General features: G+C 36.9%; 18 protein-coding genes and 3 pseudogenes. 15 read left to right on the top strand and 6 right to left on the bottom strand.

The window, feature by feature from the left end; genetic code table 11:
- The first annotated feature begins 806 nt into the window (after positions 1–806).
- Both KNQ97_RS00255 and KNQ97_RS00250 read left to right on the top strand, forming a co-directional pair.
- Positions 807–1,043, top strand: a complete 237-nt coding sequence (locus tag KNQ97_RS00255) for a hypothetical protein (RefSeq protein ID WP_000044010.1) — start codon at positions 807–809, stop codon at positions 1,041–1,043.
- Positions 1,044–1,210: 167 nt separating this feature from the next.
- The gene (locus tag KNQ97_RS00250; protein ID WP_000582742.1) at positions 1,211–1,798 is read left to right on the top strand and encodes a uracil-DNA glycosylase family protein; all 588 of its coding nucleotides are present in this window, start codon (positions 1,211–1,213) and stop codon (positions 1,796–1,798) included.
- 8 nt (positions 1,799–1,806) lie between these two features.
- Here KNQ97_RS00250 and KNQ97_RS00245 read toward each other — a convergent pair whose 3' ends face one another.
- Entirely contained in the window at positions 1,807–3,366 is a 1,560-nt protein-coding gene (locus KNQ97_RS00245; protein WP_103236526.1) for a phospholipase D family protein, read from the bottom strand.
- Between the two features lie 432 nt (positions 3,367–3,798).
- Between KNQ97_RS00245 and KNQ97_RS00240 the strand changes: the two genes are divergently transcribed.
- Together KNQ97_RS00240 and KNQ97_RS00235 are read left to right on the top strand one after the other, a co-directional pair.
- Complete coding sequence (locus tag KNQ97_RS00240) at positions 3,799–4,266, top strand: hypothetical protein (protein ID WP_103236525.1); 468 nt, start codon at positions 3,799–3,801, stop codon at positions 4,264–4,266.
- An 812-nt stretch (positions 4,267–5,078) separates the two neighbouring features.
- Positions 5,079–5,444, top strand: coding sequence for a hypothetical protein (locus KNQ97_RS00235; RefSeq protein WP_001127350.1), 366 nt, complete (start codon positions 5,079–5,081; stop codon positions 5,442–5,444).
- Between the two features lie 77 nt (positions 5,445–5,521).
- Here KNQ97_RS00235 and KNQ97_RS00230 read toward each other — a convergent pair whose 3' ends face one another.
- Positions 5,522–6,685 (bottom strand): catalase family protein, encoded by a 1,164-nt coding sequence (locus KNQ97_RS00230; protein WP_253611639.1) that lies wholly within the window; start codon positions 6,683–6,685, stop codon positions 5,522–5,524.
- A 182-nt stretch (positions 6,686–6,867) separates the two neighbouring features.
- Here KNQ97_RS00230 and KNQ97_RS00225 point away from each other — a divergent pair, with 182 nt between their 5' ends.
- From KNQ97_RS00225 to KNQ97_RS00215, 3 genes and pseudogenes are all read left to right on the top strand, one after another.
- Positions 6,868–7,116: a hypothetical protein gene (locus KNQ97_RS00225; protein ID WP_096639839.1), complete on the top strand. Its 249-nt coding sequence runs from the start codon at positions 6,868–6,870 to the stop codon at positions 7,114–7,116.
- Positions 7,070–7,402 (top strand): annotated as a pseudogene (locus KNQ97_RS00220) (phage capsid protein); the annotation flags it as partial. The gene KNQ97_RS00225 and the pseudogene KNQ97_RS00220, both read left to right, overlap by 47 nt.
- Before the next feature lie 229 nt (positions 7,403–7,631).
- Positions 7,632–8,741, top strand: a complete 1,110-nt coding sequence (locus tag KNQ97_RS00215; RefSeq protein WP_000842124.1) for an S-(hydroxymethyl)glutathione dehydrogenase/class III alcohol dehydrogenase — start codon at positions 7,632–7,634, stop codon at positions 8,739–8,741.
- 47 nt (positions 8,742–8,788) lie between these two features.
- Here the strand turns inward: KNQ97_RS00215 and KNQ97_RS00210 are convergent, their stop codons facing one another.
- The 4 genes and pseudogenes from KNQ97_RS00210 to KNQ97_RS00195 all read right to left on the bottom strand — a co-directional run.
- Complete coding sequence (locus KNQ97_RS00210) at positions 8,789–8,881, bottom strand: DUF4882 family protein (RefSeq protein ID WP_252361924.1); 93 nt, start codon at positions 8,879–8,881, stop codon at positions 8,789–8,791.
- Positions 8,882–8,925: 44 nt separating this feature from the next.
- Positions 8,926–9,063: pseudogene (locus KNQ97_RS00205) on the bottom strand (DUF4882 domain-containing protein); the annotation flags it as partial.
- A gap of 98 nt (positions 9,064–9,161) precedes the next feature.
- Entirely contained in the window at positions 9,162–10,178 is a 1,017-nt protein-coding gene (locus KNQ97_RS00200) for a fimbrial protein (RefSeq protein WP_253611638.1), read from the bottom strand.
- A pseudogene (locus KNQ97_RS00195) lies at positions 10,175–10,927 on the bottom strand (fimbria/pilus outer membrane usher protein); the annotation flags it as partial. The pseudogene KNQ97_RS00195 and the gene KNQ97_RS00200, both read right to left, overlap by 4 nt.
- A 716-nt stretch (positions 10,928–11,643) precedes the next feature.
- Between KNQ97_RS00195 and KNQ97_RS00190 the strand changes: the two are divergent.
- The 8 genes from KNQ97_RS00190 to KNQ97_RS00155 are packed head-to-tail and all read left to right on the top strand — an operon-like array spanning position 11,644 to position 21,355.
- Positions 11,644–12,702, top strand: a complete 1,059-nt coding sequence (locus KNQ97_RS00190) for an ABC transporter substrate-binding protein (protein ID WP_162283751.1) — start codon at positions 11,644–11,646, stop codon at positions 12,700–12,702.
- Between the two features lie 13 nt (positions 12,703–12,715).
- Positions 12,716–13,426, top strand: a complete 711-nt coding sequence (locus tag KNQ97_RS00185) for a class II aldolase/adducin family protein (RefSeq protein WP_000209266.1) — start codon at positions 12,716–12,718, stop codon at positions 13,424–13,426.
- A gap of 32 nt (positions 13,427–13,458) precedes the next feature.
- Positions 13,459–14,652 carry an LLM class flavin-dependent oxidoreductase gene (locus tag KNQ97_RS00180; protein WP_031965301.1) on the top strand — a complete coding sequence of 398 codons (1,194 nt, stop codon included), beginning with the start codon at positions 13,459–13,461 and terminating at the stop codon, positions 14,650–14,652.
- 10 nt (positions 14,653–14,662) lie between these two features.
- A complete protein-coding gene (locus KNQ97_RS00175) occupies positions 14,663–16,237 on the top strand; it encodes an ABC transporter substrate-binding protein (RefSeq protein WP_253611637.1) in 1,575 nt (524 codons plus the stop codon).
- A 5-nt stretch (positions 16,238–16,242) separates the two neighbouring features.
- Positions 16,243–17,394, top strand: coding sequence for an ABC transporter permease (locus tag KNQ97_RS00170; protein ID WP_000155280.1), 1,152 nt, complete (start codon positions 16,243–16,245; stop codon positions 17,392–17,394).
- Positions 17,391–18,239, top strand: a complete 849-nt coding sequence (locus KNQ97_RS00165) for an ABC transporter permease (protein WP_174757587.1) — start codon at positions 17,391–17,393, stop codon at positions 18,237–18,239. Before KNQ97_RS00170 ends, KNQ97_RS00165 begins: the two co-directional genes overlap by 4 nt.
- Before the next feature lie 2 nt (positions 18,240–18,241).
- Positions 18,242–20,059: an ABC transporter ATP-binding protein gene (locus KNQ97_RS00160; protein WP_253611636.1), complete on the top strand. Its 1,818-nt coding sequence runs from the start codon at positions 18,242–18,244 to the stop codon at positions 20,057–20,059.
- Positions 20,060–20,086: 27 nt separating this feature from the next.
- Entirely contained in the window at positions 20,087–21,355 is a 1,269-nt protein-coding gene (locus KNQ97_RS00155) for an acyl-CoA dehydrogenase family protein (protein WP_021510746.1), read from the top strand.
- Positions 21,356–21,581 lie beyond the last annotated feature (226 nt).

The raw sequence follows: 21,581 nt of genomic DNA, 5'->3' as shown, positions 1-21,581 counted from the left end.
TTTTCTTTTGCTTAATTACAAAATGAGAACCTCATCACAAGAATAGCCAATTAATTGCAAATCATCGCTTTCCTATCTTGACTAAAAGTTCAGCATTAAATACATTGGAATTGTATTTAAACATAAATAAGATTGCTTAAAGCAATTAATAATACTGCTTAATCCTGAAATACAGTAGAAAGCCTATTCTGTTTTGAGAATAGGCTTTTTGCTCTGTATCAAAATTTATTTTCTCAAAATATTATACTTTTTAATTAACATAAAAATTAAATACCTTACAAAAGCGGCTCAAATGAAAGCCCTTAAATAACAAAGAATATGCTATTAATTTAAGTTGATTTCTCAGAAGTTTCTCCGTCAATTGAAGAGGTGCAAAATGTTAAAGTCAATTTTAGTATTAGGAACAGGTATTGCGATTGGCATGTGTATGTACAAGAAAAAGCAAAAGAACAGTAAGAGCTTCTCTACTGATAGTGATACCGACTCATTGATTAGTAAGGATAATAATAAGAGTAAAGATGACAATTCACTCGATAATGCTGTCCAGGTTTAAAGTTAAATGCAAGGGTTCATACGTGGGCCCTTTAAATATTATTTTTTATAAAATTAATTTTACTTAAAATAAAGATAGCTTTAATAAGTTAATTTAATAATAAAACTTATTTTTAAAGATATTCCACTATTCATTTAATTATTAAATAAATATGTTTAAAACAAAAAAAACACTTCAAATGTTAAATTTTACACATTGTAGCAAAACACCCTTTACTATTTTTTATGTTAAGAATAAAAAAATGGAGATTAGAATGTCAAAGCGCCATATTTTAAAAGAAGTTAATGCGAAAAGTATGTGTGGGATGGAAATTGTGGTAGAGCAAATTTTTGAAAATACATTAGAGAAAAATTTAGCTTCGGCTGAAATCGAACAAAACTGGTTACCACTTTCCAAGATTGTGATTTCAGATAAAGTTATCAATTTAGATCAAGATAATACCTTTGCTCATCCCAGAACAGGGAAAGTCTTTAAAGTTTTAAATTCTTAAATATTTTTGGTTTTTAGCATGAATATAAAATTAGAAATGATTGAGGCGAAACAACAAAACGTTTCACCTCAATACATTTAATTAAGATAATTTGCACTTCTTGACTCGTGATTAACCTTAAAATACGTTAAGTTATTTATAAATTTTGAAGTAAATACTGATTTTTTATGATAATTGAGATAGAAACCCATCCACTGCAACCGTTTTTGCCAGAAAATGCCCGTTTATTAATGTTGGGAAGTTTTCCACCGCCACGTAATAAATGGAAGATGGACTTTTACTATCCGAACTTTCAAAACGATATGTGGAGAATTTTTGGTTTAATCTTTTTTCAAGATAAAACTTATTTTTTAAGTGAGAACCAAAAAAGCTTTAACGAAGAAGCTATCCGCAGCTTTCTGATTGAGACAGGCATTGCTATTTTTGATACGGCGTATCAAATTAAACGCCTAAAGGGCAATGCTTCAGATAAGTTTCTTGAAATTGTCACTCCGACAGACTTAGCGGTTTTATTGAAACAGATTCCTCAATGCCACACTATTATGACTACGGGCGATAAAGCCACAGATACCTTAATCTCAGTTTTACCTGAGAACACGGAAAAACCTTTAATTGGGACATCTACATCAACTTATTTTGCAGACCGCGATATTAATTTATATCGATTACCGTCATCTTCTAGAGCATATCCATTAGCTCTCGAGAAAAAAGCAGAAGCCTATCAGAAATTTTTTAAGGAAATCGGTTTCTTGTAATAAGAAAATTACATCATCCACTCAATTGGCAAATAAGAGACAGCTTTAATCATTGTTCTCTGAAAACGGCTGGTTCCCGGGTCTTTATCATATTCAATGACTTGTCCGTTAGCTTGGTAATCTAGCCAAGTAATTTGGCCTTGGCTATTTAGCTTAAGTTGATATGCTACTTGAGGTAAATGTTGATCTAACATGACAGAAATCTGAGTTTGTAATTGACTGGACTCAATCACCAAACCTACTTCGGTGTTTAAATAGGTAGAGCGGGGGTCAAAGTTAAATGATCCGATAAAGACTTTACCATCTACATCAAAAAACTTGGCATGCAAGCTCGACTTATTTTTTCCTTTTGCTGGTATAACGCTGCCTGTTACGATTTCGTACCACGTTCTACGTCGTCGTTCCAGAACAGGTTTAAACTCATACAGTTCAATACCATTCTTAAGCATTTCTACACGGTATTGGCTATAAAAGGCATGTACGATCGCAACATCGTTTGCAGCAAAAGAATTTGTTAAAGCGCGGACTTTTATGCCTTCAACTCGTAGTTGCTTTAAGTAATAAGTGCCTTGTTGGGTAGGTACAAAATAAGCTGAAGCTAATTCTAAGTGTTGCTTAGGTTTACCCATAATAGACAAGACTTGGCCATAAAGCATTTCATGTTCAGTTGCAGTGCCCAGTATTTTTTTAGGAGAATCAGCAACAAAATGGGCCTTAGACCATTGAATAGGGTTATGCTCTAAAAGCTCTTTTAAGTAACTCTGCGCATCGTAAAGCTTATCTTCAGTGAGGCTATGGTCTTCGTGGTGGAGTTGTTCATAGTGCTCTCTTAAAGCTTTTAAATGGTGCTCAGCACAAGTTCCGATAATCTCAGTTGCATTTACACTTAAGGTACTTTCCCAAAAATCAGCAAATACAGCTTGGGCATGGCGTACTGCATGCCCATAAAATAAGATATCCATATCCGTAAATTGAAACTTACTACTTGCTTCAAAATATTCACTACTAATATTTCTACCGCCTGTTACTGCAATCGATGCATCTGCAATAATAAGTTTATTGTGCATCCGATGATTTACTTTTTTAAATCGGAACAGATAATCAAAGATACGTAAGTATCGAAATTTATAAGGATTAAATAATCTAATTTCAAAGTTGGTATGCTGTAAAAGGCTTCTTAATATACCATCGAGCTTTATACCGTTTTGATCATCAATTAATAAGCGAACTTTGATGCCACGATCCGCTGCCTTGAGCAGCTCATGTAAAATAAGGTTCCCCACAAAATCATTGGTCCAAATGTAGTATTGTAGATCAATCGTTTCCTTGGCATTTCTAATTAAATAAATTCGTGATGCAATACTCATAAATGCGTCATCAAGAGCTACAAAGGCAGTAAGACCTTGCTGAGTTTTTTCCTCTGCTGCCTCATCATTCAACCAATTATTTGTCTTTATCACTATATCTTTCTCATTAGGATCATATTTATCTGTATAAGAAGGTAAATCAGTAAAGCCCCAAGCACTTAAGGCCATAGTATTATACTGTTCATATAGCTGATTGATCATGTAAGCATTTAATTTGCATCCAAGTTAGAGCTATAAGAGCATTCTTATATTCAATTTATATGTCAAAATTCACAATAACTGTATGATTTTGTTATAATCCAAAAAGATTAAAATTTAAAATATAATAAAAACACTGGCTTATAAAATATTTTTTAAATTTTCTATAGTTATATATGACTAATCAACCTAATTATGTGAACTGTATTTTATTGCAAACAATTATTTCGATAGTTTACGTTTTTTATAATTAAAACAGTGATGTAGTTCTCTTTATCGCTATAAGATGCGTTTTATTAGATACCCAGATTTCATAACTTTACATTACTTACAATTAAGTTACCAACAACTACATTACAACACATGATTTCTATCATACTTCCTTAAAAAGCTGAGTAAGCAACCAGCCAGAAAGAGGAAGGAAGGAGATAGGAAATGCCACAATATTTAATGATTGCTGAAAAGGTGTATAAAAAAATTAAAGAAGATGATCTTTTCTCTGATACTCCGACCGAGCATTTAAATAACTTAATAGGTGTGATTCGTAAGGAAATTAAAGGTACAAAGTTTAAGCTTAAATATAATTTTATTGACTTTGACGAATGTTTAACAAAGCCACTAGATGAATGTGCCGTCAAAATTGATATTAGCCTCATGCCTAGTCATAAAAATAAAGATGAATATATTTTATGGTTAGCTGGATTTATAGAACGAATGACGACAGGTGGGGAAACCCATCTTCCACCTATCTCAAAATTTATTCCGCCCGATTTTAAGTTTAATTGCGAATTTGATAACGCTAAGACACCAGCAAAATCTACACATCTAGATGATGAAGGTGAACTGATCATTAACTATTTTAAATCTGAAGCTTTTATGAAAATTATAGACGAAGAAAAATAATGTGATAAGAAATATAGAAGGGTTTCTGCCGTACTTCTATTCATAGCTGTTAAAATTCAGCAACCGCCTTTTGGGGCGGTTTTTTGTGGCTTAATCTCTTTTTTATCTCGTTCTCTTCACATAAGTTTTCATTCTAAACAGAAATCACTTGTTCCCTATAAAAACAGATACATAGATTAGTGCTACCTTTTACTTATCTTCATTGAGTAAGGAGATAAGATATTTTGAAATATTTTCTTTTTGCTTCAACTTAAGCTTTTTCACATACCTTTCAAAAAAGATATGGTGAAAAATTTCCCTTTTAGACAATTGAGTCTAGATGTATTCTGAATTTCTAAAAAACTTCCATAATTGTTGGTTTTTTAAGGAGGTGTCTATGCTCCATAATATTAGACAATTTTTCTGCATGCACATCTGGGAATATGATTTTGATATTTCACATGATGAAGTCAGAGAATGCAGAAAGTGCGGGAAAATTCATAAAATGAAGAGTTCCCATAAAATGACTTAAGTTTAAAGTGAAATACTTCAGTCATACTAAGCCAATTAAAGATAAGCTCAATAATTAAAAGTGTTGAGCTTATTTATTTTAAAGAAGAGCATAGTTTAATTCAGTAATCATATAAAACCTATTAATTTACTCAGAATATAATTCAAAGTAGTTCACACTTTAAAATAATAAAAAGTTGCAACTTACATAAAACTCTATTAATTTTAAAAAATAAATAACACTTCAATAAAAACTGAAAACTTAAATTTATAACTTTAATTTTATACTCATATTTTATAAAAAAATTGACAAGGAGATAGAAATGCCAAAATACTTACTATTAGCAGAAAAAATTTCTAAAAATATTAAACAAGATTCTTCAAGCAATTATCTAAAAAGCTTAAATAATTTAATTATAGAAATAAAAAAAGCCATTACAGGAACAGAATTAAAATTTTTATATAATTTTTTAGATTTCAGTGGTTCGCTGCTTAACCCTCAAGATGAAGTATTGCTCAAATTTGATAGCAGTCTGATTCCTAGCTATAAAAATGAAGAAGAATTTATTTTATGGTTAGCAGACTTCATTGATCGGATCACCATAGATACAAGTAAAGGAGATTATCCAATAAAAAAGAATTTAGCCAACCTAAGCTCTATTGCTGAGAAATTGATGTATAGAAATTAGAAAATCTATGGCCATCCTCATCAAATACTGAACTATAAAGAACTGCTTTGATTATTGGCAGTTCTTTTATACTTAAATTAGTTTTTGGGTTCTTGTCGGGGAGCTGAGTTGATATCGTGTCTAACTCTGCTTATATTTTCATAAATAATTTTACGCATTCTATTTATTGCGCCAAGCGGTTTATGCTCAGGTAAAGCATGCCACGGTGTAAAAGAGAGATTTTCACAAAATTGATTCTGTTCAGGTGTATCAAAGCTTTGCTTTGGAATATGAATGGTCGCAACTTGATAAAAAGGTGCTTCATTTTCTTTCCACTCGGTCATTGCATCTTCAACCAGCATTTTAGTCGAAGTTCTTGGCTGTATAAGAAATTCCATACACACGTCTTGCTTTTGCAATGTATCTTTTAAAGCATCTCGCAAAAAATTATGGCTAGGATGATCAGGTAGAGCTGTAGCCACTGTAGAGCAATTTCTTACGGAGTATTTAATCGCTTGACGGTCGACACCTAAACCTAATTGATAGGGCACCATAGACCAGTACCGTGCATATAATGGATTTGCAATTTTAGAATTACGCGCGCCTAAAGCATTCATAGTACCTTTAAAACCTAAGGCAAATGGAATATGAAGCTTTCTGATCATATTATGGCTATTTAGATCGTTCATAAAAGAAAGGTATTTTTGCCCGTCATTTACAAAAAAGACGGGGTGATTAATCATAATAAAGTCTTGAGTTGTGGCCACTTTTTCATTTTCTAAAATTTTCTGACCTGATACACCTAAGATTTTTATTGCCATTCCACGTGCGTCTTTTTCAATATCTGCTCTAGAAGCATCATTAGAAGCATTCGAAAAACGAATCCATGCTTCATAGTTTTTATCTGGAATAAAAATACCTTTTGCAAGTTGAGCTGGTATATTTTTAAGTACATGAAATTCAGCACGAACACATCCATGCGCTTTAGGGTGTGCATCACGCAAAGCATTTCCCGCCGTATACTGTTCACGAATCGACTTCTCAATAACTTGAGTTATTTGATGAGCTATTACTTCCTCATTCGGTTGTAACTTTTCTCCTAATGCTGTATCGATCTCTAGATAGTCGATATTTTCTGAAGAAGACTTTACTGATGGGATTGTTTGGGAATATAGCGTTTCACTACAACCTATTGATACAAACAGAAGAGGAGTAAATATAAACAAAGCCTTAAAACTGATAGGCTGTATTAATTTTGACATTTATAGTCTCCTCGGTATAAAAAATATTTTAGAATAATATTAAGTTTTTTGTTTAAGTTTATTTTGAGCTTTTTAAAATTATTCACTGTAAATAATTTAAACGTCATTGTTACTTATCTGAACAGTAAAATAAGAATACTTATTTAATATAAAACTTCTTAATACATTAAGAGAATGACGTCATGATAACTAATCGACAAAATGTGCAAAATAATACTAATACATCACCTCATCCAATTACCCAAAATACACTTATTGATCGGTTTAGTCCTATTTACTGGAGAATAGATGACCCACAAACCATGTCTTTTGCCATTACAAATTATGGAAATGGATTTGAAGCATTTTTTAGATCACGTATGACAAATGACTTGGTAGGGATTAGCCGTTTCTCAGATACCCACTCAAGATTTAGGTTATCCGGCAAATAAAGTTGCTTATTTATCTGGATTTGTGCCAGATGCATCTATTGCTTATATCTATGGATTCGACAAAAACAAACCTTATCGGACACCAATTTGGCAGAGGATTTTTGGCGATATGAAAAATAACGTATCTCTTGGCCTAATGAAGCAGTTTATCTGGGCCTATCCGCAAGTCATGTTCGATTCAATTACAATTGATACGGCCCAAGCCCCAAATGGTTTCTTTGTTGAAAATACGCTTTACTCACCAATTAGTGATAACACACCGTATCCACTAGATATTTACCTCTAAGTAAACATAAGCTGTTTATAAGAGAAGTAATCTGATAGAAAACCTCTTCATCTAGGAGGTTTTCTTCTTTTTTTAGTACAGGCTTGCTTAGACGTTTCTGACTGGCTATGCTGTGATGGATTGTCATGAAAGCCAATTTTAATTTAAGCAAAATTAAGCTCTTGTATTACGGTTACATAATCTATTTTGCTCGACTATAAGTACCGAATGATATAAAGGAAACCCAAAGATGAAATCTCGTGCAGCTGTCGCCTTTGCCCCAGGAAAACCTTTAGAAATTGTTGAAGTTGATGTTGCACCACCCAAGGCTGGTGAGGTTTTAATAAAAATTACCCATACAGGGGTATGCCATACCGATGCTTTTACATTATCTGGCGATGACCCAGAAGGTGTTTTCCCAGCGATTTTAGGTCATGAAGGTGCAGGTGTTGTAGTTGAAGTAGGCGAGGGCGTAACAAGTGTTCAACCTGGCGACCACGTGATTCCACTTTATACAGCTGAATGTAAAGAATGCTTATTCTGTAAATCCGGAAAAACTAACTTGTGTGTTGCGGTACGTGCTACTCAAGGTAAAGGTGTAATGCCGGATGGAACTACACGTTTTTCATATAACGGCGAACCGATTTATCATTACATGGGTTGTTCAACCTTTAGTGAATATACAGTAGTTGCGGAAGTCTCTTTAGCTAAAATCAATCCTGAAGCGAATCACGAACAAGTTTGTTTACTTGGATGTGGTGTAACGACCGGTATTGGCGCCGTGCATAACACAGCAAAAGTACAAGAAGGTGATTCAGTTGCTGTATTTGGTTTAGGCGGTATTGGTTTAGCTGTTGTACAAGGTGCACGTCAAGCAAAAGCAGGACGTATTATTGTCGTAGATACCAACCCAGATAAATTTGAACTTGCTAAGCAGTTTGGTGCTACAGATTTCTTAAATCCAAAAGATTATGATCAACCTATTCAGCAAGTGATCGTAGAAATGACAGGATGGGGTGTAGATCATTCATTTGAATGTATTGGCAACGTCAATGTTATGCGCTCGGCTCTAGAATGTGCACATCGTGGGTGGGGACAATCAGTCATTATTGGTGTTGCTGGTGCAGGCCAAGAAATTTCGACACGCCCATTCCAGTTAGTGACGGGCCGTAAATGGTTGGGTACTGCGTTTGGTGGAGTAAAAGGCCGTTCACAACTTCCTAAAATGGTCGAAGATGCTATGAAAGGTGAAATTCAACTTGAGCCTTTTGTAACGCATACTATGCCTCTACAAGACATTAATACTGCTTTTGATTTAATGCATGAAGGTAAATCAATTCGTACTGTCATTCATTTCTAAACGAAAGAAAAGGGCTGTGATTCAGCCCTTTTTTACACTTGATAGTTTTATATCTTAAATAGTATTACACAGATATCGGTTGTACCCTGAGGGTAGTTAAACTGTAATGCATTACGGTCAGTAATGAGTTTGTTAGACAACTCTTGTCCAAATAATTGTTTAGCATCTATTGATATTGCACTTATGATGAAAAGTTTTTAGATGTGACTTTTTGGCTAGCCTCATTATGCGTTACTGTATTGGTATTATCAAAAGACATCTCATACATAGCCCAATATAATGTAATTGCACTAACAGCCACTATACCTATTTTTTCATAAATATTCCTATCGAGTTAAGTATGAAATTTTTAGAAAGTAAAAGTTATTATTAATATTTAATTATTTGAAAATTATTAATTTTATTAACTATTGAATATGATTAATCATATTCAATAGTTACAGTAGCCATTGCACGTACTTTACCCGCCGTCACATTTGCTGCTGTTTGATAGTAGCGGGCAGTCATTGGTACATTATATTGAAGTGTCTGGTTAGAAGACAAAGTACCTAAGGCTAATTTGTCACCTTTTTTGATAACCTGATTTTTATTTTGATAATTCCAGAGTAACTGTACACCTACACCATTTGCTTTTTCAGATGTCGGAGCAGTATTTGCTAGGACCTGATTATTTGTTCCGTCTTGGGTAAAGTCGTAAGTTAAGCTAATGAGGTTTTTCTCTTCATAACCTGTTGGGTTAATACCACCATTACATAGAATGTTCATATCAAAGGTTTGGTCGCCTTGAGTTGAGCCAACACCTTTAAAACCTGCCTTTGTAACTGTTGGCAGCTGTACAACTTTATTGATATTACCCTGAATTTCACATGAAGAAGAAGCTATGGTAATTGCATTACCATACACAGTACTTGTTAACCAAGGAACAGCTGAATAGCCAGAGGCATTATAAGTACTATAACGACCGGGTACTAAGGTACCTGAGCCAGTCTGTGTTTCAGTTTTAACAATCTCCACTACAAAATACCCTGTTGCTAGCGTATACCTTCTACTTCTTTGAGTGGCCGCTCTATAAGGATAATAACCAGAGAAATTTGTAGCATTTTCTGCTTCACGGTATAAACGAATACCAATCCCAGGAATATTTGTTGAATAGACATTATTTCCGATGGAGCTAATAGGATAATTTTGTGTAAGATTAGCTTCTAAATATCCTCCATATGAATCACACCAGTAAGTTGAGCCATTGGAAGAAATAGGGAAGGTAGCTTTCCTTAATACCTTTCCAACTTCATCAGTTGGGCGAACCACCACACGTCCAACTGCCATAGGAACGTCTAGAGTCTTAAATCCAGTTTCAGGAGTACAAGCAGCATTAGCTTCACCATATACACCAAGGCCTGCCGAAAATAAAAAACCCGTTAATAATATTCTTTTCATTTGCATACAGCCTCAGTCATAACTATGCTTTGTTGTTTATTTTGCAACTCATTACTGATGTTGTACTCAACCGAACAACGTTCATTACTTTCATCGCCCCATTTAACATAGAGACGATCTTGAGCGAGGGGTGTACGTAAGTAAATCATACTCCCTTGTGCAACAATACCTACAGCTTCATCTTTCTGGTTAAAAACTTGCGCTGCAAATGGTAAACTGTTGCCATCTGCAGTTTTACTATTAATATAAACTGCATAGCCTGTTTTAGTTGCAAAATCTACTTTAGCAATTGCACCAGCAAATGGGGCAATACGTTGACTTGTTTCTTCAAGTTCAACTTCGCTCGACATCTCTTGTGGGTCAAGAGTAATGTCATTAAGGCGGTATGGCGTAACATAAGGAACTACTGCATAACCCGCTTTATTTACACTTAGACCAACCGTGTTATTCACTTTTGCCCCAGCGGCATCAGGCGCATGTACAAGTACCATGGTTTGGCCTTGTTCAGGTCCAAATAAGATACCTTGTGAGTGAGCAACAACACTACCGCTTAAACTTACCATTGCTTGTTGGTAAGAATTAGCAATACTATAAGAGCCGCCAACAGTTGCATAATTAGTACGATAACGACCATTAGCATTAAACGTTGGGTTTGCATAGTCTTGATGCGAAACAGAGGCACCATAACTAAAGCGATCGCCCACCATCCCACTTGCACCAACAGTACGGCTGTCTTCAGAAGCAGTAACGGAGCATGGTTCATCTGAAAGTTAATTTAAATTTTAATTCTTTAGCCAAGGATGATCATCTAAATTTAAGTGCAGCAAAGATTCTAAGAAAAGCTATACGGTGATCAATAAAATTATATTAGCTATGTAAAGCTAAATAGAGAATGATGAATGTCATATTTTTGCTCAAATAGTGATGTTCAGCCAAATAACTTAAACCTACATAAAGAGAGCTTTAGATCTGAAATCGTATGTTTAACTCAACTTGTTCCTTTTTGGTCTTATAAAATTCAATAACTTAAGTAATAAGGTAACAAGTTGAGTTAATTTTTTTTTAACTGAACTTGTTACCTTAATGAGCAGTAATATAAGGATATTTTTTAATGAAGCCTATGTAGAATTGATTTCAGTCCATAGTATTAGTGAGATGAGATAACTGATGTTTTTTTATATATAAACATTGAATCTTAGCTTTCTGATACTTATATCTAGAAGATAGTGTTCTGGCATCCTAAAAAAATCATTGAATTAAAAAGTGGTCATAACAAATATATAGAAAGTTATATTTGTCTAAAATAATTGTTGATAAAACAACACTAGCCTTGAAAAATGATGAAATATAAACATTTCCAATCCTACTATATTTGCATAAACATTTGAAAATAAATAATAAATTAAATTGGCATAAAAGCTGCTCAATGTAAGTGATGAAAGTGGAATTATCCTAAGGAATCCGTATGTCACTTGTAGTAGATAAAAAAGAAAATTCTAAAGAATTTGTAAAAAACATCCTGTCTGAAATTTGGGTCACTCGATGTCCAGTACCCACAGCAACAGGTATTTCATTAAAACGCGGTACTTTAGTTAAAAAGTTTGAAAAACACGGCATTGATGTTGCTGTCTTGCAAGATGCGCGTAAAGGTTTATCGGTCCATCATTTTGATCATCAATTGCCAGCTCTGTTCCGAGAGGGTGGAAATGTACCTGCGTTAGCCGCACGCTCTGAAGGCGCGCCAAGCCGACTCATTGGATTGACTTGGATTGATGAGTGGCAAGTCATTATTGTGCGACCTGATTCAGATATTAGCCAGCCAGAGCATTTAAAAAATGCGAAAATAGCTTTACCAGAATATGCTGACAAACGTGCTGGCAGTATTTTTAGAGCCATGTCATTGCAAGGTATTCGTGGTGCTTTACAACTTGCCAATCTCACTTTTCGTGATGTGAATTTTATTGAAGTACCTGAACGTGCTGGATCTAAAGAGAATCGTGATGCGAGTACGTATTGGTCAGGTCTTGATGCATTAATTACAGGTGAAGTTGATGCCGTGTATGTAAAAGGAGCTTCTGCTGTTGAAGCTGCAACTAAACGTGGCCTAAAAGTTGGGATTGATTTAGATAAATTTGAAGATGTGACTTCTCGTGTTAATAACGGTACACCTCGTCCCATTACGGTCCATGAAGACCTATTAGAAGATCATTTTGATGTGGTCGTCGATTTTCTTGAAGAGTTGTTTGATACCGCAGATTGGGCACAAGATCATTTAGATGAGGTCTTGGTCATTTTAGAAGATGAAACGATTGCAGGAGCAGAAAGTGTTGCAACAGCCTATCGAAATAATTTTCATAAGTCTTTACATCCGTCATTAAGTAAAGACCGTTTAGAGCTATTAAAACAACAAAAAGATTTTCTTTGGTTGCATGGCTTCTTAGAGCGCGATGTCGATATTGAAACATGGGTTGATCATCGTCCTTTACTCGAAGTTTTAAAACGCCGTCAAAATAAAAATTTTTAAAGAGGATTTGACCATGACAACACTTATTCAAACGCCATTATCTCGTGAACTCAATGACTTTATCGAATTGAACCGTGAAAAAGCTGAATTTGCTTTTGAAGTATTCCGTGAAACAAGAACAATTACTGCAAATGGAACAGTTAATTTTGTTGAACGTGGACCTGAAAATACCTTAGTCACTTTTAACTATGCAGGACCGTGGTCTAAAGATAAAAAAAGCAAAGTATTGGTGGAGACAATTGATGGTGAAGTTTTATTGGGAAGAAAAAGTGCAGGTGGGCGCTATAACAAGCTTTTTAAAGAGCATGCAGATGTCACCACAATATCTCATGTACACGCGCCGAATTTAGGCGCATGGGCTCAAACCCATCGTACTTTACCGATCCGCTATGTGCCTGTTCAGCGCTTCCATTTATTTAAAGAGTTGCCGATTTACATTGATCGCCGTCAAGCTGAAGTGGATTTTATTTTAGATCAACTCAAAGTTGATATTGAACATCGGGCCATTTTGGAAGCCAATGGTGGAGCAACTGTATGGGGACGCCAAGGACTACAGGAAACTGCTGAATTTATTTTATTGCTTGAAGAAGGTGCTCAAATTCAGCTGCTGGCTGAATTAGTCGGTGGCAGCCGAGAATACGGGCAAGGGGTTTTACATCAGCAATGGAAAATGAGCGGATTGACTGAAAAAGCAAAATCGCTGGGTTTACTTCCCCTGAATTAGATAAAGATTAAAAAATAAAGATCGAGAATACTATGGCTGTAAAACTTTTATGGTATCTCACTTCTCCAGATGGACCATATCCTTGGTTGGAATCTGGGCGGTGGGATACCGATTATGAACACTTGCAACAGATTGCGATTATCGCAGATCGACTTGGTTTTTACGGTTCACTCATGGGTACAAGTGAGTATGAAACACTTGCTGTTGCTGCAAGTTTAATTCCATTTACTGAACGTTTAAAGTTTCTGGTTGCCCAACATCCTGGAGAAGTCCAACCAGCAGTTTTGGCAAAATATGCGCAAACTTTTGATGCATTTTCTAAAGGGCGTTTGTTATTTAATGTCGTCAATGGAAATGATAAGGGTTTGGCAGCTTTAGGCATTCACTATACTCATGATGAGCGTTATGACTTTAGTAAAGAATACTGGAATGCATTTCAACAAAACTACTTAGGTGATACCTCGGGATTTGAGGGCGAGTTTATTCAAATTGCTCCACGCTTAGAGGGTGGATCTCCAATGTCCAAATGGCGTGGTCCAACTCAAAAGCAGGGTGTTCCTTTGTGGGGAGCAGGAACTTCTGCCAAAGGCGTTCAGCATTCTGTTGAATTATTAGATGTGTATTTAAGTTTTGCGAATACACCACCATTACTTGGAAAAAAGTTTAGCAAGGTTGCGGCTGAGGCAGCAAAAATTGGCCGAACTTTAGAATTTGGGACTCGATTACAAATTATTGTTCGGGAAACAGAAGAAGAGGCTTGGCAATATGCTCAGTCGTTACTTGACAAGATTGATGTAAATTATGCAATCGAAGCTGTTAAACGACAGCTTCCTCCAAATGAAAGTTTTGAGAGTTATCAAAGCAACAACCCATCTATTCAAAAGAACTTAGAACAATTACGTCGAGGTGATTTGCCTCAAGCTAAAGATTTTGAAATTTATCCTAATGTTTGGACTGGCCCATCTTTATTTGGTTTCGATATTTTAAACCCAGCCGCAGGAACTGCCTTAGTTGGTAGTGCTGAAAATATTGCCAAACGGATTAAAGAATACGAAAGCTATGGTGTATCAACCTTTATCTTGTCTGGTTTCCCTTTAATTGGAGAAGCCTATCGGGTAGCAGATTTATTGTTTCCATTATTAGAGCTAGATCATGGTTTTGAGTTACCTAAGCTAAATAAAAATTCATCCATTGATTCCCTCTTGAATCAAGAAGTCGTGGTTTAAGGGAGAAGGCATGAATAAAATTACACGTAGAGAACTCATTAAACAGACGGGATTAGGTGTTGGCGCTTTTGCTGCAATTAGCCTTATAGGATGTTCTAAACCTGACTCTTCATCGTCTGAAAGCGCTACTGCCGCTACCCCCCAAAATGATACGCCGAAAAAAGGTGGTGTTATCAAAATTGGAGTGATCAATGGTAACCAAGCAGGCAATTTAGATGCACATAAACCTATTGGTATGTCTAGTGCGTTTAGAGGCTGGCCTTTATATGCAAAGTTATGGGAATGGGGCAGAGATATTCAGCCAAAACTTGCCCTTGCTGAATTTGCTGAACCTAATAATGACGGAACGAAATGGACCATTCGCCTTAAAAAAGGACTCGAATTTCACCACGGTAAAACCATTACAGCTGATGATGTTATTTTCTCTTTACGCCGTTTGACCGACCCAAAACTTGCCTCGCCATTCGCAGCTTATCTTTATTCTTTGCAAAGAGATGCAATTAAAAAGCGCGATGAATACACCGTTGAAATTCCTTTTTCTCAAGGAAAGGGATTGGTTGCTTTACCAGAAGCATGGATGAGCTGGGGTGGTATTGTTCCTACAGATTATGACCCAGTTAAAAATGTAGTTGGTGCTGGTCCCTTTAAGCTTGAAAGTTTTACACCCGGCCAGCGTTCACGTTTTGTACGTTTTGAAAATTACTGGAAAGAAAATCAACCTTATGCCGATGCAATAGAAATTATTGATTTTAAAGATCAAACAGGGCGTCTTGCTGCTTTGCAATCTGGTCAAATTGATATTGCATCTGGAGTAAGTGCTGAGCATATTTCTTTAATTCAATCTAATAAACGGCTAAATCTTGTTTCATCAGAAACCGATGCTTGGCAATCATTTGATATGAATACGGCTAAAGCGCCGTTCAATGATCTTCGGGTACGACAAGCTTTTAGATTGATTGCTAATAGAGACGATTTGGTCAAACGTGCTTTAGCTGGGCAAGGACGAGTTGCAAATGACCTTTATTCGTTTAGTGATCCTGTATATGACCACAGTATTGCGCAGCGCAAGCAAGATTTAAATACAGCAAAAGCGCTACTCAAAGAAGCTGGTTTTAATAATAGTTTGACTGTCGATTTATATACAGGCCCAGATAGCAATGCTGCATTAGTTTTTGCTCAACATGCTGCTCAGGCAGGTGTCATTATTAATGTTAAACAGGTTGAGGCTGCTACCTTTGCGGATGCAGTAAAACAAGATTGGGCATTTAGTACAGGCTCGAACGTTTCACGTCCTTTCTTATTAACAGTTTTGCAAATTGATGGACCAGGTGCGGCAAATAATAAAACTCGTTTTAAGAATGAGCGTTTTACGGAACTAGTGCATGCAGCATTGCAACAACCCGATTTGGAAAAACGAAAAGTTCTTGTTCATGAAGCACAGCATATTCAACATAAGCAAGGTGGTTTACTCATTTGGGGCTTTAATAATGTCCTTGATGCACATTCGAACCAAATTGGTGGTGTAACCCCTGATCGCACTGGTTTTGCTGCGTGGCGTACAGATGAATTCTGGCGTAGAGGGTAACCAATATGACAATTCAATCCAGCAAAATAGAAGCATCTATTCAACAACCAACAATTGCCAAGTCATTTGAATTTCCTGCATGGTTACCTTGGTTTTTGACACGTTTGGTGTCAGGGGTATTGGTTGTATTTGTTATTAGTCTCATTGTTTTTATTGCAACACAAGCACTTCCATCTGACCCGGCTCGCGTCATTTTAGGACCAGAAGCACCTGAAGCGACGGTACAAATACTTCGTGAACAATTGGGATTAAATGATCCGATATTGCTTCAATACTGGCATTGGTTGAGTCAATTGTTACAAGGTAATTTTGGACGCTCGATTGATTCCAATGTGCCTGTTTTAGAAATTATTCAGAATTATTTTGGTAATACAGTTGCACTCACGAACCTCGTGATTGTTGTTACTGTACCGATTTCAGTCGTGTTAGGTGTGTGGCTCTCGCTTCATCGCGATAGCAAACTCGATCGTATTATTGTCTCTAGCTCTATTGTGTTTAAAGCGGTGCCGGGGTTTGTTATTGCGATTTGGTTAATGATGTTTTTTTCAACATCGGTTTTACATATATTACCAGCGGCCTCGTTACTGATTCCTAATGAGTCTCCTTATAGCCAACTAGAGTTTTTAATTTTACCAATTTTAACTTTAGCTTTATCACTCATTCCATATCTGATGCGTTTAGTACGTGGTTCAATGATTGATGCGCTAGAGTCGGAATATGTGACCTCTGCACGACTGCGTGGTATTCCTGAGCGCCGGATTATTTGGAAACATGTTTTACCAAATGCATTGGTTCCTGTGGTGCAGGGTACAGCATTGACCATACGAGTTTTGCTGAGTGGTGCTCTCATTATTGAGGTGGTTTTCAGTTACCCCGGTATTGGTAATGCACTTAATGCAGCAATCGAAATGAGGGATATCCCGACCATTCAAGCAATCGTTTTATTGCTCACCATTTGTGTGGTCGTTGTTAATTTAATTGCAGATTTAATCACGACTTTACTCACACCAAAAATACGAACTGCAAAAAGACATAAAGCACGTTCACCAGGGCGACGTCAGGCATTACGTTTATGGAAGTCTGGCCGACCAATTACGGTAAAACCTGTCGATCGTCGCAATGCGTTAAAGAATATTCAGCAAGGAGGTGGGAAATGAGCTCACTTCATTGGTACCAAAGAAACTTTTTTCAAACATTAATCCGTGAAAAACAAGTACGTTTTGGATTTGTAGTCACAGCCCTAGTTTTGATTTTCGCATTGGTTGGACCGTTATTTGTTGCATTTGAACCTACGGCATTGGTCGGCATGACTTATGGACCACCCGAAGGAAAATCATTTTTAGGTTATGACTATATTGGTCATGATGTTTGGTCACGTGTTCTTGCTGGCGGTGCTTCAATTATCTGGATGACGCTAGCTGCCAGTTTGGTCGCATTAGTTATTGGTTCTAGTTTAGGCATATTAGCTGCTTTTGCCCGAAATAAGATTGATCAGTTCGTAACTTGGCTGACTGATGTTTTTATGGCCTTTCCTGATCTTATTTTGGTCTTACTTATCGTTTCGATGTTAGGTCGACAGCCTTGGCTCATCGTTTTAACGGTTTCAATTGCTTTTATTCCAGGAGTCGTGCGTCTTGCACGAAGCGTTGCACTTAATTTAGTGGAACAGGAATATATCGAAGCTGCCCGAATTCTTGGTTATTCAAAAACTTATATTTTATTCCGTGAAATTTTACCCAATATATTGACGCCATTACTCATTCATCTTGGTGTGATGCTGACATGGGCAGTGGGTATGTTATCTGGTTTGGCTTTTCTAGGTTATGGCGTGGCACCTCCAGCAGCAGATTGGGGGCTCATGATTAATGAAAATCGCGCTGGTTTATTAGTTCAACCATGGGCCGTGTTTGCTCCTGTCATCTTAATTGCCTTGTTTGCGCTCGGAACGAATGTATTGGCTGAGGGCGTTGGACGTGCAGCAGCTCGGATTGAGGAAAAATAAATATGGCAAATACATTTAAAAATACAGTATTGACCGTAACAGACTTAACCGCGGCATTGGTAAACACCGGCAATCACATCGTTTCTAATATTTCATTTAGCTTGCGAGAAGGTGAAGTTTTAGGTCTGGTCGGAGAGAGTGGTTCTGGTAAAACGACATTATCGAGTGCCTTATTGGGCTATGCACGACATGGCGCCAAGATTATTCAAGGAACTATTGAACTGGATGATGAAGATATTCTCAGTTTAGATGATCATGCTTTACGTCAGGTTCGTGGCTATAAAATTAGTCATGTCGCTCAAGATCCTGGAGCGGCACTCAACCCAGCATTAAGTATTGGTCAACATTTATTTGAATTATTAGAAGTCCATCAGGCCCAGTTATCAAGCGCTGAAAAATACCAGAAAGTAGCCAAAATTTTAGATGAAGTGGGGTTACCTCATGATGAGCTATTTCTCAAGCGTTATCCTCATCAACTTTCAGGTGGACAGCAACAACGAATTTTATTGGCCTTGGCATTCTTATTACAGCCACGTTTGATTGTTTTAGATGAGCCAACCACTGCCTTAGATGTGACGACACAGACATTGGTGTTGAACATCATTCGTAAATTATGCCGTGAATATAATGTTGCTGCTATTTATGTATCGCATGACTTAACGGTTGTAAAAGATATTGCAGATCGGGTGATTGTTTTATATTCAGGGCGAATTGCTGAAGATGCGGTATTAACCCAACTATTTGAAACCCCTAAACACCCTTATACGCAAGGTTTACTTAACGCCATTCCCGATGTGGCCATTCGTAAATATTTATCTCCAATTGAAGGACACGCACCCTCACCAAATGAGCGTCCAGCCGGATGTGCTTTTGCAGTACGTTGTACTTTCGCCACAGACATATGCCATCAAAAACAACCTGAATTAACTCAATTAAAAGATGAGTTTGACCCGCATTTTGTTGCTTGTCACCATTCGGATCATGTTGGCGTGATTAATTTTAAAGAGCTTGATCATCAGGTTATTGAACGAGAAACTGATCGAGAAGCACTGCTGAAAGTTGAACATATTAATGCGTGGTATGGGCAGCAACAGGCTCTTTTTGATATCTCATTTCAACTCAAAAAAGGTGAATGTTTAGCATTGGTTGGTGAATCTGGCTCAGGTAAGACAACTTTATCACGTGTGATTGCTGGCCTGAATGAAAATGCAGATGGACAAATTACATTAGCAGATGAAGTCTTGTCATTGCGTGGACAACAGCGTCATTTACGGCAACGACATAAACTGCAATATATCTTTCAAAATCCTTATAAAGCCTTGAATCCAGCGCATACGATTGGACAGACCTTAATTAAAGTTGTGCAGCATTTCTTTGGAGCATCTCGACAAGAAGCCATAGAAAAAGTCACACAGGTACTTAAACAAGTCTCTCTACCTATACAAGTTCAGGAACTCTATCCAAGAGATTTATCGGGTGGGGAGCGACAACGAGTGGCGATCGCGCGAGCTTTATTGTGCCAACCTGATGTTTTGATTTGTGATGAGATTACCTCTGCTTTGGATGTTTCAGTTCAGGCATCTATTTTAAAACTGTTACAAGACCTTCAGCAGCAAGGTGTGACCTTACTATTTGTGACTCATAACCTAGGGGTTGTTCGTGCAATCGCAGATCGAGTCGCCGTATTAAAAAATGGACATATTGTTGAATACGGTGAAACAGATCAAGTGCTTAGTCATCCTCAACATATATATACCAAAACTTTGCTTACCCATGCGCCAAGCTTGTTTAAAAACAACGTATTAGAAGTTAGCGCATAAAAAAGAACAGATTTTTCGGAGTTAAAAATGAACGATATTAACCAACACAGTTTTTTAGAATTAGGTAGCGTAAGACATATTCAAAGCGAGCAAGAAGCACTTGAGATTGCAAATGAGGTAGCAGATCAACTGAATCAATTTGCTCGAGATCCAAGTTATAACAAGACTGTCCCTTATGATCAGGCGCGTTTAATTTCAGAAGCCGGTTTAACCGCGATTATTGTGCCCAAGCAATTTGGAGGCTTAGGTGCCAGTATTTCAACCTTGGTCAATGTGGTGAAAATTATTTCATCTGCCGATGGTGGTGTAGGGCAGTTATTACAGATTCACTTCACTATGTTCCGAGGAATTTTAACTGGCTATGACGATGAAATTCGTGATCAATTACTTGCCGATGTATTAAGTGGAAAGCGTTTAGGCAATGCACTTGCAGAAGTGGGAGGCAAAGATAAGTTCCAGCATAAAACACGCGTAGAAAGGAATGCAGAAGGACAATTAATTCTAAACGGCAGTAAGTTTTATTCTACGGGCTCTTTACTTGCAGAATGGATTTCTTTATTTGCGGGTAGTGATGATGGACCAGTCTCGATTTTAATTCATCGAGATACAGAGGGAGTAGAGTTGCTTGATGACTGGGATGCAATGGGACAAAATAATAGCGTCAGTGGCACTGTTAATTTTAAAGATGTGATTGTTGATGAACGTTATATTGCTAAGCGGAATACTGGTGGTTTAGGAACGGTTTTACGTACGGGACTCACTTGGCCTCAGATTTTACACGCTGCAATGGACACAGGAATTGCCAAAGGGGCATTACAAGGCGGGATTGATTATTTACAACATCATGCTCGACCTTGGGTAGAAAGTGGGGTCGATTCACCTACACATGAATCTCATATTATTAAACAAATTGGTGAGTTTGCTGTTTTGGTCCGTTCGGCTGAGGCATTGTTAGATCGTTCAGCACAAATTTTTGAACAGCATTTGGCAAATGTAGAAGATGAAGACTTACAAACGGAACTGATTTTATCGGTTGCTGCTACCCGTAGTCAGTCTGATCATGCATCTTTAAAAATTTCGAGTGAAATTTTTGGATTACTCGGCGCAAGTTCAACCTTATCGAAATGGAATCTAGACCGTTTCTGGCGTAACGCACGAACCCACACCACGCATGATCCAATTCGCTGGAGGCTATATCATGTTGGAAATTATTATTTAAATAATATTCCACCAGGAGAATACAACTCGGTACTTCTGAAGAAACAGGCGGAAAATGTGACTAAATTTAATAAATAACCCGAGTTCGAAAGTAAATATGATACTCGGAAACGTCATCTGCAACCTGCATGGTTTAAACAAGAGGCTGTTTCTACGAGAGGTTTTAATAAATCCAAGAAAAGAACAGGTTTTGCAGATGACAATGCCTTTGGTTACTTTGGGCGAAACCAAAGTAACTCCAGCTGAAAGCTAATCCTAAAATTGGATAAAACTCGATAAGACTCCGTTAAAATAATTGTTGTTA

This window comes from Acinetobacter sp. UC24323 (assembly GCF_024151445.1).
Classification (GTDB): Bacteria; Pseudomonadota; Gammaproteobacteria; order Pseudomonadales; family Moraxellaceae; genus Acinetobacter; species Acinetobacter baumannii.
Note: the sequence above shows the minus strand (reverse complement) of the source record. Positions and strands in the feature narration are given on the sequence as shown.

Coding starts and splice junctions, on each gene's coding strand:
- KNQ97_RS00230 (WP_253611639.1), bottom strand. CDS start 6,685: ATGTCAAAATTAATACAGCCTATCAGTTTTAAGGCTTTGTTTATATTT.
- KNQ97_RS00190 (WP_162283751.1), top strand. CDS start 11,644: ATGTCACTTGTAGTAGATAAAAAAGAAAATTCTAAAGAATTTGTAAAA.
- KNQ97_RS00215 (WP_000842124.1), top strand. CDS start 7,632: ATGAAATCTCGTGCAGCTGTCGCCTTTGCCCCAGGAAAACCTTTAGAA.
- KNQ97_RS00180 (WP_031965301.1), top strand. CDS start 13,459: ATGGCTGTAAAACTTTTATGGTATCTCACTTCTCCAGATGGACCATAT.
- KNQ97_RS00200 (WP_253611638.1), bottom strand. CDS start 10,178: ATGAAAAGAATATTATTAACGGGTTTTTTATTTTCGGCAGGCCTTGGT.
- KNQ97_RS00240 (WP_103236525.1), top strand. CDS start 3,799: ATGCCACAATATTTAATGATTGCTGAAAAGGTGTATAAAAAAATTAAA.
- KNQ97_RS00245 (WP_103236526.1), bottom strand. CDS start 3,366: ATGATCAATCAGCTATATGAACAGTATAATACTATGGCCTTAAGTGCT.
- KNQ97_RS00225 (WP_096639839.1), top strand. CDS start 6,868: ATGATAACTAATCGACAAAATGTGCAAAATAATACTAATACATCACCT.
- KNQ97_RS00155 (WP_021510746.1), top strand. CDS start 20,087: ATGAACGATATTAACCAACACAGTTTTTTAGAATTAGGTAGCGTAAGA.
- KNQ97_RS00185 (WP_000209266.1), top strand. CDS start 12,716: ATGACAACACTTATTCAAACGCCATTATCTCGTGAACTCAATGACTTT.
- KNQ97_RS00235 (WP_001127350.1), top strand. CDS start 5,079: ATGCCAAAATACTTACTATTAGCAGAAAAAATTTCTAAAAATATTAAA.
- KNQ97_RS00165 (WP_174757587.1), top strand. CDS start 17,391: ATGAGCTCACTTCATTGGTACCAAAGAAACTTTTTTCAAACATTAATC.
- KNQ97_RS00170 (WP_000155280.1), top strand. CDS start 16,243: ATGACAATTCAATCCAGCAAAATAGAAGCATCTATTCAACAACCAACA.
- KNQ97_RS00250 (WP_000582742.1), top strand. CDS start 1,211: ATGATAATTGAGATAGAAACCCATCCACTGCAACCGTTTTTGCCAGAA.
- KNQ97_RS00255 (WP_000044010.1), top strand. CDS start 807: ATGTCAAAGCGCCATATTTTAAAAGAAGTTAATGCGAAAAGTATGTGT.
- KNQ97_RS00175 (WP_253611637.1), top strand. CDS start 14,663: ATGAATAAAATTACACGTAGAGAACTCATTAAACAGACGGGATTAGGT.
- KNQ97_RS00160 (WP_253611636.1), top strand. CDS start 18,242: ATGGCAAATACATTTAAAAATACAGTATTGACCGTAACAGACTTAACC.